Origin of the sequence: uncultured Limimaricola sp. (genome assembly GCF_964022235.1) — a bacterium.
In the GTDB taxonomy this organism is placed as follows: domain Bacteria; phylum Pseudomonadota; class Alphaproteobacteria; order Rhodobacterales; family Rhodobacteraceae; genus Limimaricola.
Genome location: NZ_CAXHZL010000014.1, coordinates 1 through 13,212 on the forward strand (window position 1 = coordinate 1; position 13,212 = coordinate 13,212).

Annotated in this window: 14 protein-coding genes and 2 tRNA genes; 8 read left to right on the forward strand and 8 right to left on the reverse strand. The window is 66.6% G+C overall.

Annotated elements, in window-relative coordinates:
* Nucleotides 1-188 precede the first annotated feature (188 nt).
* The 4 genes from AADJ02_RS15600 to soxR form a co-directional block, all read right to left on the reverse strand.
* On the reverse strand, nucleotides 189-1,115 hold the full coding sequence (locus AADJ02_RS15600) for a pirin family protein (protein ID WP_341213932.1): 927 nt from the start codon (nucleotides 1,113-1,115) through the stop codon (nucleotides 189-191).
* 87 nt (nucleotides 1,116-1,202) lie between these two features.
* Nucleotides 1,203-1,278, reverse strand: a tRNA-Val gene (locus AADJ02_RS15605).
* A gap of 12 nt (nucleotides 1,279-1,290) precedes the next feature.
* Entirely contained in the window at nucleotides 1,291-1,887 is a 597-nt protein-coding gene (locus tag AADJ02_RS15610) for a histidine phosphatase family protein (RefSeq protein WP_341213933.1), read from the reverse strand.
* Entirely contained in the window at nucleotides 1,884-2,348 is a 465-nt protein-coding gene (gene soxR, locus AADJ02_RS15615; protein WP_341213934.1) for a redox-sensitive transcriptional activator SoxR, read from the reverse strand. Before soxR ends, AADJ02_RS15610 begins: the two co-directional genes overlap by 4 nt.
* 80 nt (nucleotides 2,349-2,428) lie before the next feature.
* Between soxR and AADJ02_RS15620 the strand changes: the two genes are divergently transcribed.
* Nucleotides 2,429-2,686, forward strand: a complete 258-nt coding sequence (locus AADJ02_RS15620; RefSeq protein WP_341213935.1) for a hypothetical protein — start codon at nucleotides 2,429-2,431, stop codon at nucleotides 2,684-2,686.
* A 76-nt stretch (nucleotides 2,687-2,762) separates the two neighbouring features.
* Nucleotides 2,763-3,686 carry a 5'-methylthioadenosine/S-adenosylhomocysteine nucleosidase gene (locus AADJ02_RS15625; RefSeq protein ID WP_341213936.1) on the forward strand — a complete coding sequence of 308 codons (924 nt, stop codon included), beginning with the start codon at nucleotides 2,763-2,765 and terminating at the stop codon, nucleotides 3,684-3,686.
* A gap of 41 nt (nucleotides 3,687-3,727) precedes the next feature.
* Here AADJ02_RS15625 and AADJ02_RS15630 read toward each other — a convergent pair.
* The 3 genes from AADJ02_RS15630 to AADJ02_RS15640 all read right to left on the reverse strand — a co-directional run bounded on the left by AADJ02_RS15630 (nucleotide 3,728) and on the right by AADJ02_RS15640 (nucleotide 7,624).
* Nucleotides 3,728-3,802: transfer RNA gene (locus AADJ02_RS15630), tRNA-Val, on the reverse strand.
* 105 nt (nucleotides 3,803-3,907) lie between these two features.
* Nucleotides 3,908-6,322, reverse strand: coding sequence for an endopeptidase La (gene lon / locus AADJ02_RS15635; protein ID WP_341213937.1), 2,415 nt, complete (start codon nucleotides 6,320-6,322; stop codon nucleotides 3,908-3,910).
* A 204-nt stretch (nucleotides 6,323-6,526) separates the two neighbouring features.
* The gene (locus tag AADJ02_RS15640; protein ID WP_341213938.1) at nucleotides 6,527-7,624 is read right to left on the reverse strand and encodes an alkene reductase; all 1,098 of its coding nucleotides are present in this window, start codon (nucleotides 7,622-7,624) and stop codon (nucleotides 6,527-6,529) included.
* A 227-nt stretch (nucleotides 7,625-7,851) separates the two neighbouring features.
* Here AADJ02_RS15640 and AADJ02_RS15645 point away from each other — a divergent pair, with 227 nt between their 5' ends.
* The gene (locus AADJ02_RS15645; RefSeq protein WP_341214025.1) at nucleotides 7,852-8,286 is read left to right on the forward strand and encodes a GNAT family N-acetyltransferase; all 435 of its coding nucleotides are present in this window, start codon (nucleotides 7,852-7,854) and stop codon (nucleotides 8,284-8,286) included.
* 23 nt (nucleotides 8,287-8,309) lie between these two features.
* Here AADJ02_RS15645 and tgt read toward each other — a convergent pair whose 3' ends face one another.
* Nucleotides 8,310-9,434, reverse strand: a complete 1,125-nt coding sequence (gene tgt / locus AADJ02_RS15650) for a tRNA guanosine(34) transglycosylase Tgt (RefSeq protein ID WP_341213939.1) — start codon at nucleotides 9,432-9,434, stop codon at nucleotides 8,310-8,312.
* Nucleotides 9,435-9,516: 82 nt separating this feature from the next.
* Here tgt and AADJ02_RS15655 point away from each other — a divergent pair, with 82 nt between their 5' ends.
* From AADJ02_RS15655 to AADJ02_RS15675, 5 genes are all read left to right on the forward strand, one after another.
* Nucleotides 9,517-9,834, forward strand: a complete 318-nt coding sequence (locus AADJ02_RS15655; protein WP_341213940.1) for a metalloregulator ArsR/SmtB family transcription factor — start codon at nucleotides 9,517-9,519, stop codon at nucleotides 9,832-9,834.
* Entirely contained in the window at nucleotides 9,831-10,505 is a 675-nt protein-coding gene (locus AADJ02_RS15660; RefSeq protein ID WP_341213941.1) for an MIP/aquaporin family protein, read from the forward strand. The genes AADJ02_RS15655 and AADJ02_RS15660 overlap by 4 nt, the downstream gene beginning before the upstream one ends.
* Nucleotides 10,502-10,924 carry an arsenate reductase (glutaredoxin) gene (gene arsC, locus AADJ02_RS15665; protein ID WP_341213942.1) on the forward strand — a complete coding sequence of 141 codons (423 nt, stop codon included), beginning with the start codon at nucleotides 10,502-10,504 and terminating at the stop codon, nucleotides 10,922-10,924. The genes AADJ02_RS15660 and arsC overlap by 4 nt, the downstream gene beginning before the upstream one ends.
* Before the next feature lie 141 nt (nucleotides 10,925-11,065).
* A complete protein-coding gene (locus AADJ02_RS15670; RefSeq protein ID WP_341213943.1) occupies nucleotides 11,066-11,422 on the forward strand; it encodes an SUF system Fe-S cluster assembly protein in 357 nt (118 codons plus the stop codon).
* Between the two features lie 137 nt (nucleotides 11,423-11,559).
* Nucleotides 11,560-13,212 (forward strand): mechanosensitive ion channel domain-containing protein, encoded by a 1,653-nt coding sequence (locus AADJ02_RS15675; protein WP_341213944.1) that lies wholly within the window; start codon nucleotides 11,560-11,562, stop codon nucleotides 13,210-13,212.

Consider the following 13,212-nt stretch of genomic DNA (forward strand, 5'->3'; position numbering starts at 1 on the left):
CGACCCCCGGCGTGACAGGCCGGTACTCTAACCAACTGAGCTACAACCGCGCATCTTGTCGTCCGGCAGCGCCGAACGTGAGGCGGGTTCTAGGCAGTGCGGCGGGGGGCGTCAAGCGTCGATCTGTGCAAAATCGCCCCTTCCGCGAGATTGTCCGGCTGACCCTGGGGCAGCCTCTCGATCGGCCCTCAGGGCAGTGGAATATGCTCGCTTTCCCCCGGCGGCAGGCGAAAGCGCCCATGCGTGAAGTCGCCCGCGCGCCATGCGGCCTTGGCCGCCTCGATCCGTTCGGGCGACGAGGCCACGAAATTCCACCAGATGTGACGCGGTCCCGGCATCGTCGCCCCGCCCAGAAGCGCGATGCGCGCGCCTGCCGGCCCCGCACGCAACGAAATCCGGTCACCGGGACGAAACACCATCATCCGCCCCGCCTCGAACACCTGCCCTGCCACCTCGACGCTGCCCGAGAGCACATGCACGCCGCGGTCTTCGTGCTCGTCGGGAAGCGGCAGATGCGCGCCCGGCGCCAGCTCGGCGTCCGCGTGGAACAATTCGCCCGGCGCGGCGACCGGAGAGGCGGCCCCATAGGCGTTGCCCAGCATGAGGCGCAGCTTCACGCCCCCCTCCTCGATCATCGGCAGTGTTTCGGCGCCTGCATGTTCGAACCGCGCAGGCCCGTCCTCCATGTCGTCGGGCAGCGCCAGCCAGGTCTGCAGCCCGAACATACGGCCGCCATTGGCGCGCGCTTCGCCGTCGACGCGCTCCGAATGGGTGATGCCCTCGCCTGCGACCATCAGATTCACCGCACCCGGCGCGATCCAGCTGTCGGTGCCAAGGCTGTCGCGGTGGTGGATCTGTCCTTCGAGCAGGTAGGTCACGGTCGCCAACCCGATATGCGGATGCGGGCGCACGTCGAATCCCTCCCCGCGCAGGAACTCTGCCGGGCCGACCTGATCGAAGAAGATGAACGGCCCGACCATCTGGCGGCGCGGCGCAGGCAGGGCCCGGCGCACTTCGAAGCCGCCCAGATCGCGGGCGCGTGGCACGATGACGGTCTCGATCGCCTCCGCATCGACGCTGATGTCGAGTGGATCGAAGCTGGGGATCTGGCTCATGTCGGCCTCCTGTCCTTACAGGACCAACATAGCACTTCGCCGCCCGCGCGGTGAGGCGCAGCTTCGCAGGAGGGCTGTGCGGGAGTGTGGTGGGTGGTGAGGGGCTCGAACCCCCGACATCCTCGGTGTAAACGAGACGCTCTACCAACTGAGCTAACCACCCGCGCGGGTCGGTTTAGCGGTCTGCCTCGCGGGCTGCAAGGGCCACGGCGATCCTCTCGTGTCGACCCTGCGCCACCCGGAACACCACCCCCTGCCCGCCCGGCACCCGCGCCAGATCGGCCCGTGTGCCGCCTGTCGCGATGGTGCGCAGCACGCGCGAGGTCATGCCGTGGGTGACGAGGATGGCAGGGCCGTCGAGCGTGGCCAGCAGATCCGCACAGCGCGACCAGAGCGAGGCGAACCCCTCGCCGTTCGGCGCGCGCGCATAGAAATCGATAAAGTGCTCATCCTTTGGGCCGGGCCAGCGCGCATCGATTTCGGCGCGGTCGAGGCCGGACCAATCGCCCATCGCGATCTCGCGCAGCCTCGGGTCGGTCTGCGGGGGGGTGCCGAACGCCAGCCGCGCGGTCTCGACGGCGCGGCCTTGCGGCGAACAGAGCAAGCGATGGGTTTCGGGGCCTATGCCGCGCTGGGCGAGGCACCGCCCCATGGCGCGGGCCTGCGCCTGACCCTGCGCGGTCAGGGGCGAATCGAGCCCGCCCTGCATACGGCGCGCGGCGTTCCATTCGGTCTCGCCATGCCGCATCACGTAGATCTCGGGTATCGTCATGCGCGCTCCTCCCTCGGTCCGGTCCAGCGGCGTGGTCCGGGACCGGATCGGCCCAGCCGGTCGTCGGCGTTATAAAGCGGACAGCTGTCGATCGACAGGCAGCCGCAGCCGATGCAATACCCCATCTGGTCGCGCAGCCGCGTCATCAGCTCGATCCGCTCGCTGAGCATCTCACGCCAAGGCTCCGCCGCTGCGGCCCAATCGCGGGCCGAAACGGCGCGGTCGCGCGGCAATCCGTCGAGCACGTCGCGAATTTGCGACAACGGCACGCCGACCGACTGCGCCACCTTGATGATCGCCACCCGACGCAGCTCGCGCCGGTCATAGCGACGGTGGTTGGCAGGGGTGCGCCAGCTGCGGATCAGCCCTTCGGCTTCGTAGAAATGCAAGGTCGACACCGGCACGCCCGCGCGCGCCGCCATCTGGCCGACGCTGAGATCGCTTGGAACTGGTTTCGACATCGCGCTTGACCTCAACCTTACTTGAGGTCGCAGATTGAGGGCTCCGAAACGGAATCACAAGCCTCCGAGGAGCCCCGAACATGACCGTCACCCTGCCCCACCCGCGATTCTCCCTTCGCCTCCTGCGCCGCCTTGCCGCCCGGTTCGCGCCGCAGGGCCGCGCCCATGATCCGCTCGACGACGCGCTGTGCAACGAGTTGCAGTCGATGCGCCACGCGGATCAGGTGCTGCGCCTGCGGGATCTGCGCCGCGATACGCATCTCGCGCGCGACATGGGGCTCGAACCCGAAGCCGATCCCTGCCCACGCGTGCCGGGGCCGGGCGGCAGGCTCTTGTGAAACGCGGCGTGCGGGCACTGGACCTATATCGCCCGCGCGCCGTAGCAGGGGCCGAGAGACAAGCCCCGGAGTTCGCATGACGCAGTTTCCCATCGCCGCCGCCATCAGCGCCGCCACCAATGACGCAGCCGACACCGCCACCCGCGCCATACCCGCCGCCGCGACGGCGCCCGACGACCACCCGCGCATCGCGGTGATTTCGGCCTTCGCGCCCGAGATCGCGATTCTCGAGGCCGCGATCGAAGGAGCCGAGAGCCGACGCATCGGCCCTGCGACCTACATCACCGGACGGCTCGAAGGGCGCGAGGTCGTGTTGTTCCTTTCGGGCATCTCGATGGTCAACGCGGCGATGACCACGCAGGCGGCGCTCGATCATTTCAACGTCACCTCGATCCTGTTCTCGGGCATCGCGGGCGGGGTCGACCCGAGCCTTGGGATCGGCGACGTGGTGGTGGCCCAACGCTGGGGACACTACCTCGAAGGCGCCTTCGCGCGAGAGACGGAGGATGGCTATGCCCTGCCCGGCTGGATGGGCGCGCCGGTGGCGAACTTCGGCATGATCCACAGCCGCGGCGTCGACGTGGTGCCGCCCGGTGGAACCCTGCCCGAGAGCCGATTCTGGTTCGACAGCGACCCGGAGCTTCTGGAGATCGCGCGCGCGGCGGCGCAGGGCGTTGAGCTGCAAGCCTGCGGCGCGGCAACGCCGCAAGTGGTGATCGGCGGCAATGGCGTCTCGGGGCCGGTGTTCATGGACAACGCGGGCTTTCGCGACCACGCCTTTGCCTGCTTCGAGGCACGCGTGCTCGACATGGAGAGCGCCAGCGTCGCGCAGGTGGCCTATGCCAACGATGTGCCCTTCGTGGCGTTTCGCTCGCTGTCGGACCTCGCGGGTGGCGGCGATGGCGAGAACGAGATCGCGGCCTTCTTGTCGGTGGCGGCCGAGAACTCGGCGCGGCTGATGCGCGCGGTGCTGGCCCGGTTGCCCATACCGAAGGCCTGAGACGCAAAAGGCGCGCCCCGTGGGGCGCGCCTTCCGTATCATGGTGGGTGATAAGGGATTTGAACCCCTGACATCTTCGATGTGAACGAAGCGCTCTACCACTGAGCTAATCACCCGTTGGCGCGTCGTTTAGCGATCCCCGCCGAGCGGCGCAAGACCTCCCAAGCGGCAATTTCACCCAAATGCGAAAAGGGCGCCCCGAGGGGCGCCCTTCGCCTGGGTCAGTGATGCGCGGTCGTGCCCGCCCCGCCACCGGGGGTTTCGAGCGCGCGGGCGGCCGCAGCAGCCTCTTCGGCCTCCTCGTCCCACTCAATCGGCTCGGGCTGACGCACCAGCGCGTGGCGCAGCACCTCCGACACATGGGTCACCGGGATGATCTCCAACCCGTTCTTCACCACGTCGGGGATCTCCGCGAGATCCTTCTCATTCTCCTCGGGGATCAGCACCGTCTTGATGCCGCCCCTAAGCGCCGCGAGCAGCTTCTCCTTGAGGCCACCGATCGGCATGGCGTTGCCGCGCAGGCTCACCTCACCGGTCATGGCGATGTCCTTGCGGATCGGAATGCCGGTCAGGACCGACACGATCGACGTCACCATGGCGAGACCAGCGGACGGGCCGTCCTTGGGCGTCGCGCCGTCGGGCACATGGACGTGGATGTCCATGCGATCGAAGCGCGGCGGCTTCACGCCGATCTGCGGCGCGATGGAGCGCACGTAGCTCGACGCCGCGTCGATCGATTCCTTCATCACGTCGCCAAGCTTGCCGGTGGTCTTCATCCGACCCTTGCCCGGCAGGCGCAGCGCTTCGATCTGCAGCAGATCGCCACCCACGGAGGTCCAGGCCAGACCCGTGACCACGCCTACCTGATCCTCCTTCTCGGCCAGCCCATAGCGGAACTGCTTCACACCGAGATAGTCGGCGAGGTTCTCGGGCGTCACCTCAACGGTCTTGACCTCCTTGCGGACGATCTTGGTCACCGCCTTGCGGGCGATCTTCGACAGCTCGCGCTCGAGGTTCCGCACACCGGCTTCGCGGGTATAGGTGCGCACCATTTCGGTGAGCGCCGCGTCGTCGATCGAGAACTCGGTCGGCTTCAGCCCGTGGTTCTTGAGAACCTTGGGCATCAGGTGCTGACGCGCGATCTCGCGCTTTTCTTCCTCAGTGTAGCCCGCGAGGCTGATGATCTCCATCCGGTCGAGAAGCGGCCCCGGCATGTTGTAGGAGTTCGCCGTGGTCAGGAACATCACGTTGCTGAGGTCGTATTCCACCTCGAGGTAGTGGTCCGCGAAGGTGCCGTTCTGTTCAGGGTCGAGCACCTCGAGCATCGCACTCGCGGGATCGCCGCGGAAGTCCTGACCCATCTTGTCGATCTCATCGAGCAGGATCAGCGGGTTCGAGGTCTTGGCCTTCTTCAGCGCCTGGATGATCTTGCCGGGCATGGAGCCGATGTAGGTCCGGCGGTGACCGCGAATCTCGCTTTCATCCCGCACGCCGCCGAGCGAGATGCGGATGAACTCGCGCCCCGTGGCCTTGGCGACCGATTTGCCCAAGCTCGTCTTGCCGACGCCCGGAGGACCGACGAGGCACATGATCGGCCCCTTCAGCTTCTTGGAGCGCTGCTGCACCGCAAGATACTCGACGATCCGCTCCTTGACCTTCTCGAGACCGAAGTGATCGCCATCGAGCACCTTCTGCGCCAGCGCGAGGTCCTTCTTGGTCTTGGACGGGTTGTTCCACGGGATCGACAGCAGCCAGTCGAGGTAGTTGCGCACGACCGTGGCCTCGGCCGACATCGGGGACATCGACTTGAGCTTCTTGATCTCGGCCTCGGCCTTCTCGCGGGCCTCGTCCGACAGCTTGGTCTCGGAGACGCGCTTTTCGAGCTCGGCGACCTCGTTCTGGCCGTCCTCGCCGTCGCCCAGCTCCTTCTGAATGGCCTTCATCTGCTCATTCAGATAGTATTCGCGCTGGGTGCGTTCCATCTGTGATTTCACGCGGGTCTTGATCTTCTTCTCGACCTGCAGCACCGACATTTCGCCCTGCATCAGGCCATAGACCTTCTCGAGCCGCTGCGCGACGTCGAGCGTTTCCAGCAAGTCCTGCTTTTGCTTGACGTCGATGCCCAAGTGGCCCGCGACGAGATCGGCAAGCTTGGCCGGATCGGTCGCCTCAGTGACGGCCGCGAGCGCCTCTTCGGGGATGTTCTTGCGGATCTTCGAATAGCGCTCGAATTCCTGCGCAACGCTCTGCACGAGAGCGGTCACGATCTCCAGATCGCCCGGCATCTCGGTGAGATATTCGGCCTTGGCCTCAAAGAAGCTGTCGTTCTCCACGAACTCGGCGATGCGCACGCGCGACTTGCCCTCGACTAGCACCTTCACGGTGCCGTCGGGCAGCTTGAGAAGCTGCAGCACGTTGGCGAGAACTCCGGCCTTGTAGATGCCTTCGGACGAAGGGTCGTCGACGCCGGGGTCGACCTGGGACGACAGCAGGATCTGCTTGTCATCGGCCATGACCTCCTCGAGCGCGCGCACCGATTTCTCGCGGCCCACGAACAGCGGCACGATCATGTGCGGGAACACCACGATGTCGCGCAGAGGCAGCACCGGGTAGGAGGGGCTGAGGGGCTCTTGCATGCTCATTGTATCCTTATCTTGGCAAGACGGTCTGACCCCGCTGTGCGGCAGCCGTGTGACCATCTCCTGTCCGGGGTGTTACTTGGGTGAAGGAGCGCGCCAGTTCAAGCGTGTCTCGCCCGGCAGTCGCGCCAATGTGGCCCGGCGCGGCGGCGCGGGCAAGCTCCGAAGGCCTGCCCGTACCGATGTCGTGGCAAGACCCGATCAGGCCGCCTTGGTTTCCTTGAGGGTCGGGTAGTCGAGATATCCCTCGATGCCGCCACCGTAGTAGGTCGACTGGTCGCCCTCGTTGAGATCGGCGTCGATCTCCAGCCGCTCCGCGAGATCGGGGTTGGCGATGTAGGGCCGCCCGAAGGCCACGAAATCGGCCTGACCGTTCTTGACGACGCGGATCGCGCTGGCACGGTCGTAGCCCGCATTCGCGATATAGGCGCCTTCGAACATCTCGCGCAGCCGCGCGGTCTGCTGGCCGCCCTCTTGGTCGAGATCGCCCTGCGCGCCCGGCTCCACCATGTGGATATAGGCGATGCCACGGCGGCTCAGCTCGGGGATCAGGTAGCCATAGACCGTCATCGGGTCGCTGTCCTTCAGCCCCGCGACCTCGATCAGCGGCGACAGGCGAATACCGGTGCGGCCCGCGCCGTAAACCTCGACCACGGCATCAACCACCTCGAGAATCAGCCGCGCACGGTTTTCTGGGCTGCCGCCATAGGCGTCGTCGCGCTTGTTGGCGCCATCGCGCAGGAACTGGTCGAGCAAGTAACCATTGGCGGCATGGATTTCGACCATGTCAAAGCCCGCCTCCTTGGCGTTTTCCGCCGCACGGCGGTAATCCTCGACAAGGCGCGGCATCTCATCGAGTTCGAGCGCACGCGGCTCGGAGACGTCCACAAAGCCCTCTTCGGTCACGGTCTGGGCCTCGGCCTTGATCGCCGAAGGCGCGACTGGCTTCTGGCCGCCCTCCTGCAGCGACACATGGCTGATGCGACCGACGTGCCAGAGCTGCAGCGCGATCTTGCCGCCTTCGCCATGCACCGTGTTCACGACTTTCTTCCAGCCGTCGATCTGCTCGCGGCTGTAGATGCCGGGGGTCTGGATATAGCCCTTGCCCTCGGGGGTGATCTGCGTGGCCTCCGTGATGATGAGACCCGCGCCCGCGCGCTGGCGGTAATATTCGACATGGATGTCATAGGGCGCATCGCCCTCTTTCGAGGCGCGGTTGCGGGTCAGCGGGGCCATTAGCACCCGGTTCTTCAGCTCGACGTCGCCGAGCTTGCTGGAAGTGAAAAGCTTGTCGGTCATTCTTCGGTCCTCTCCGAAAAGGTTGGAGAGGACCTATGCCGCCGCAGCGAAGCCGCAAGCAGGGCATCCGCGCAGGGCGACTGTGCGCCTGCGCACCGCCCGGTAAGGGAACAAAACCGGCAATCTGATACCCTATTCGCAAGCTTCGGAAAAAGCTCGAACATGGGCCCGACCCGAGGAACGCCCTTCACCCGGCGAACTGACAAGGGTGCGACATGGTGACCGGCATGACGGAAGGGGTGATCTATCACCTGCTTGTTCACGGCAATGCCCACCGGCTGCACGGCTGCGACGCCTTCGATCATGCGGTCGATGCCCGCGAACTGGAACGCTTCGTGGGCGACCCCGGTCACGAGCTGGTCTTCGCCACGATCGACGACCTGGTCGTCGGCTTCGCCTCCGGCACGGTGCTGCGCCATCCCGACAAAGCCCCCGCCTTTTTCATCAACGAGGTCGGGGTCGATGTGCCATGGCGCCGCCGGGGCGTTGCGCGCGCCTTGTGCCGAAGGCTGATCGAACGGGCCCGCGCGATGGGCTGCACGGGCATCTGGCTCGCGACCGAAGCGGACAACGCCGCAGCACGCGCACTTTATCGCAGTTTGAGCGCGCGCGAGACTAGGGGCATCGTCGTCTATGACTGGGACGGCGCGATGGACGGCTAAGCGTCCACCGCCCGTGCCCCCGGTCAAAGCCGGTCGATGTCGCCCTCAGCCCGCTGCGCGTGAAACCGCGTCTCGAAGCCCGCGAAATCGTGAGCCGTAATCGCCGCGCGCATGTCGCCCATCAGCTCTTGGTAATAGTGCAGGTTATGCCAGGTCAGCAGCATGCCCGCGATCATTTCCTGCGAGCGGACAACATGGTGCAGATAGGCGCGGCTGTAGTTCGCACAGGCCGGACAGGTGCAGGCCTCGTCGAGCGGGCGCGGATCGTCGGCATGACGCGCGTTGCGCAGGTTGACCTGCCCGCGCCGGGTCCAGGCCTGCCCGGTGCGACCAGAGCGCGAGGGCAGCACGCAATCCATCATGTCGATGCCGCGCTTGACCGCGCCGACGATGTCGTCGGGCTTGCCAACGCCCATGAGATAGCGCGGCTTGTCCTCGGGCAATTGGCCGGGCGCGTAATCGAGGCAGCCGAACATCGCCTCCTGCCCCTCGCCCACCGCAAGGCCGCCGACGGCGTAGCCCTCGAAGCCGATCTCGCGCAGTTTCTCGGCGCTCTCCTCGCGCAGGTCGCGCTCCAGCCCGCCCTGCTGGATGCCGAACAACGCGTGGCCGGGACGGTCGCCAAAGGCATCGCGCGAGCGCTGCGCCCAGCGCATCGACAGGCGCATCGATTCGGCGATGCGGGTGCGATCGGCGGGCAGCGCGGGGCATTCGTCGAAGGCCATGACGATGTCCGAGCCCAAAAGCTTCTGGATCTCCATCGAGCGTTCAGGCGTGATCTCGTGCTTGGAGCCATCGATGTGGCTTTTGAAGGTGACGCCCTTTTCGGTGAGCTTGCGCAGGCTTGCGAGGCTCATCACCTGAAAACCACCTGAATCCGTGAGGATCGGCCGCTCCCAGTTCATGAACTTGTGCAGCCCCCCGAGCCGGTCGATCCGCTCGGCGGTGGGGCGCAGCATCAGGTGATAGGTGTTGCCGAGCAGGATGTCGGCGCCGGTCTGGCGCACGCTGTCGGGCATCATCGCCTTGACGGTGGCGGCGGTGCCGACCGGCATAAAGGCGGGCGTGCGGATCTCGCCGCGCGGGGTCGAGATGACCCCGGTGCGGGCGGCGCCATCGGTGGCGTTCAGGGAAAAGGAAAAGCTCATGGCGCAGCCGATAGCGCCCAATGGCGCGCCGCGCAATCGACATGGCTTGACCGGACCGCATCATATCGATATTTCCCGATACATGGAACAGACAGACGCCATCACCGCCCTCGCCGCCCTCGCCCAGTCTTCGCGGCTCGACGCCTTCCGCCTGCTGGTCAAAGCCGGTCCCGCCGGCATGGCGGCGGGCGAGATCGCAGAAGCCTTGGGCGCGCGTCAGAACACCATGTCGGCCAACCTCTCGGTGCTGCACGGCGCAGGGCTGGTCGAAAGTCGCCGCGAGGGCCGCTCGATCCGCTATTTCGCAGCGATGGAGCGGGTTTCAGCGCTGGTCGATTTTCTCGTCGAGGATTGCTGCGGCGGCCAGCCCGAACTGTGTCGCCCCGGAGCGGAGGCATGAGCCTCGCGCGTCGCCTCGTCGCTGAAGCCCTTGGCACCGGGCTTTTGGTCTGCGCCGTGGTCGGGTCGGGCATTATGGCCGAGAGCCTGACCGATGACGTGGCGCTGGCGCTCTTGGGCAATACCCTGCCCACGGGGGCGATCCTCGTGGTGCTGATCACATGTCTCGGGCCGGTGTCGGGCGCGCATTTTAACCCTGCCGTGACGCTGGCCTTCGCGGTGCGGCGGCACGCGCCGTGGCGCGAGGTCGGCCCCTACATCGCGGTGCAGATCCTCGGCGGCATCGCGGGCGCGCTGCTGGCGCATGGCATGTTCGATCTTTCGCTTTTGCAGACCGCGACCAAGATCCGCACCGGCGGGCCGCAATGGCTGGCCGAGATCGTCGCGACCTTCGGCCTCGTCTTCACGATCTTCGCCGGTCTCAAGCAGGCCCCCGCCGCGATCCCGTGGCTCGTGGGCCTCTACATCACCGCCGCCTACTGGTTCACCGCCTCCACCAGCTTTGCCAACCCCGCCGTCGCCATCGCCCGCAGCTTCACCGACACGTTTTCGGGCATCCGTCCCTTCGACCTGCCGGGCTTCGTGCTGGCGCAGGTCGTGGGCGCGCTGATCGGCGTGGTCGTGGCGGGCTGGCTCTTTGCCGCAGACACCCCTCAGGAGCCCCCCGCATGAGCATCGTCATCCACCACAACCCCGCCTGCGGCACCTCGCGCAATGTGCTGGAGCTGATCCGGGCTTCGGGCACCGAGCCGGTCGTGATCGAATATCTCGACACCGGCTGGACCCGGCCGCAGCTCCTCGCCCTTTTCGCCGCCGCCGGGCTGACCCCGCGCGAGGCGCTGCGCACTTCCAAGTCACCTGCCGCCGAGCTGGGGCTTCTCGACGAGAGCGTCGCCGACGAGGCCCTGCTCGACGCCATGATCTCGCATCCGGTGCTGGTGAACCGACCCATCGTCGCCTCGCCCAAGGGGGTGCGCCTGTGCCGCCCGTCCGAGCTTGTGCTCGATCTGCTCGACGTGCTGCCCCCCGGCCCCGTGGCCAAGGAGGACGGCAGCCTCGTGATCGACTCCCAAGGCCAGCGCGTCGGCTGATCACTGGGCGGCCTTGGAGGAACGGATTCGCGCAATGGCGAATAAACTCCGTGCTCTTTACCAACGGGGCCGCTTTTCCTATATGATCGCTCAGGTATCGGCGCCGCCAAAGCGCGCCACGCTCCAGCCCAAGGACAGCCCATGCCCGACACCCAACTCGAAGGCACGCCGCTGATCGCGCCCTCCACGACCGATCACCCGCTCTACGACCAGGTCGTCGAGGCGTGTCGCTCGGTCTACGACCCCGAGATCCCGGTGAACATCTACGACCTCGGCCTCGTCTACACGATTCATATCGACGCCGAGAGCGCGGTGAACGTGAAGATGTCGCTCACCGCCCCCGGTTGCCCCGTCGCGGGCGAGATGCCGGGCTGGGTCGCCGACGCGGTGAGCGCCGTGCCGGGCATCAAGCAGGTCGATGTCGATCTGGTCTGGGAGCCGCAGTGGGGCATGGAGATGATGTCCGACGAGGCGCGGCTGGAGCTTGGCTTCATGTAATTCTGCGCGCCCTCCGGGATCGCGGAACAGGGCGCCTTGGGCGCCCTTTTTCATGGGCGGGACGCAGTGGCAAAGGCGGAGGCGTTCGAGCGGGGGGAACCGCTTCGCTCCACCCCGGTTTGGCTCACATGTCCGCCATGCCACTCGCCCCCCGCCGCTGGATCGCCGTCGCCCTGATCTGGATCGCCACCGCCTGTGCCGCCACGGCGCAGGACGGCACCGCCTTCTTCGAGGTCGAGAGCCTGAACGAGGGTTTGGGCCCTGCGCCCGAAGGCTTGGACCGCGCCACGCCGCAGTCCACAATGGAGGCGCTCCTCGATCTCGTGGGTTCGGGCGACCGGGTGGCGGCGGCGCATCTGCTCGACCTGTCGGACATCCCCCCGGAGGAGCAGACCGCGAAGGGCCCGCGTCTTGCCGCCGATCTCGTGCAGGTGCTCAATCGCAAGGCGGTCATCAACTGGTCCGAACTTCTGGAGCGCCCCGACGCGCTCGAGACGCGCGGCAGCTCGGACAACCCCGTGGCGGGTCAGCCGCAGCGTTCGATCCTGATCGACATCGTGGATCTCGAAACCCGCCCCGTGGCATTGCGCCTCAACCGCATCAAGCCCGAGGACGGCGAGCCGGTCTGGGTCTTCGCCAGCCAGACCGTCGCCAACATCCCCGCGCTGCATGCGCTCTATGGCCCCACCTGGATCGAAGAGGAGCTTCCCGCCGCTTGGCGCGAAGAGGCGGCTTGGGGCCTGATGCGGTGGGAGCTGGTGGGCCTGCCGATCCTCATCGGCCTCGCGGCGCTGGCGGGGCTTGTTGCGGGGCGAATGCAGGCGGCCGTGGCCTCGCATGTGCGCAGCCGCACCCTGACCGATATTCTGCGCGCCACGCGGATGCCGATCATCATCGCCGTGGTCACCGGCACGGCGGCGCTCGTCACCGACGCGATCTTCATCTTCTCGGGCAAGATCGACACTGTGCTGACGCCGCTCATCGTGATGGGTTTCACGGCGGCGGCCATCGTCTTCGTGCTCAACGGCGTCGACGCGGTGCTCAACCGCATTGTGCCTTTCGACGACGACAAGCTGTTCAACGCCGAAATGGAGGACCGCCGCAATATCGCAACCCGCATCGCTGCCGGGCGGCGCATCCTGATCGTGCTGATCGTGCTGGTGGGCGGTGGCGTGGTGCTGTCGGAGGCAAACCTCACCAGCGCGCTGGGCCTGTCTCTTTTGGCCTCCGCCGGTGCGCTGACGCTGCTGATCGGCTTTGCCGCGCGGCATATCCTGGGCAATATCCTCGCCAGCCTGCAGATCGCGATGAACCGCTCGGCCAAGATCGGCGACACGGTGCTCTACCGCGACTACTGGTGCAACGTGGAGCGGATCAACTTCACCTATGTCCAGCTGCGCAGCTGGACCGGGGCGCGCATCGTCGCCCCCGTCTCGGAGTTCGTGAACGAGCCCTTCGAGAACTGGACCATGCGCGAACCTTCGATCATCCGGCAGGTCGAGATCCGCCTCGCGCATGACGCGGCCGTGGCCCCGCTGCGCGACACGTTCTACGAATTCGTCGATTCGGGCGACTTCGAGGGTCTGGGCGAGCGCGACTCGCACATGGTGCTCACGACAGGCCATGACGTGTTCGGCAAGACCGTGACCTTCTGCGTCGCCTGCGCGGATGCCAACAGTTCCTGGACCACCTCCTGCGCGATGCGCGAGGCGCTATTGGAACGCATGGCCGAGATGCAGGCCGAGGGCCGATCGGTGTTTCCACAGGCGACACCGGCCGAAGCGGTATAA

Coding starts and splice junctions, on each gene's coding strand:
- AADJ02_RS15645 (WP_341214025.1), top strand. CDS start 7,852: ATGACGGAAGGGGTGATCTATCACCTGCTTGTTCACGGCAATGCCCAC.
- AADJ02_RS15620 (WP_341213935.1), top strand. CDS start 2,429: ATGACCGTCACCCTGCCCCACCCGCGATTCTCCCTTCGCCTCCTGCGC.
- AADJ02_RS15640 (WP_341213938.1), bottom strand. CDS start 7,624: ATGACCGACAAGCTTTTCACTTCCAGCAAGCTCGGCGACGTCGAGCTG.
- AADJ02_RS15670 (WP_341213943.1), top strand. CDS start 11,066: ATGCCCGACACCCAACTCGAAGGCACGCCGCTGATCGCGCCCTCCACG.
- AADJ02_RS15660 (WP_341213941.1), top strand. CDS start 9,831: ATGAGCCTCGCGCGTCGCCTCGTCGCTGAAGCCCTTGGCACCGGGCTT.
- AADJ02_RS15610 (WP_341213933.1), bottom strand. CDS start 1,887: ATGACGATACCCGAGATCTACGTGATGCGGCATGGCGAGACCGAATGG.
- AADJ02_RS15675 (WP_341213944.1), top strand. CDS start 11,560: ATGCCACTCGCCCCCCGCCGCTGGATCGCCGTCGCCCTGATCTGGATC.
- AADJ02_RS15625 (WP_341213936.1), top strand. CDS start 2,763: ATGACGCAGTTTCCCATCGCCGCCGCCATCAGCGCCGCCACCAATGAC.
- lon (WP_341213937.1), bottom strand. CDS start 6,322: ATGCAAGAGCCCCTCAGCCCCTCCTACCCGGTGCTGCCTCTGCGCGAC.
- AADJ02_RS15655 (WP_341213940.1), top strand. CDS start 9,517: ATGGAACAGACAGACGCCATCACCGCCCTCGCCGCCCTCGCCCAGTCT.
- tgt (WP_341213939.1), bottom strand. CDS start 9,434: ATGAGCTTTTCCTTTTCCCTGAACGCCACCGATGGCGCCGCCCGCACC.
- soxR (WP_341213934.1), bottom strand. CDS start 2,348: ATGTCGAAACCAGTTCCAAGCGATCTCAGCGTCGGCCAGATGGCGGCG.
- AADJ02_RS15600 (WP_341213932.1), bottom strand. CDS start 1,115: ATGAGCCAGATCCCCAGCTTCGATCCACTCGACATCAGCGTCGATGCG.
- arsC (WP_341213942.1), top strand. CDS start 10,502: ATGAGCATCGTCATCCACCACAACCCCGCCTGCGGCACCTCGCGCAAT.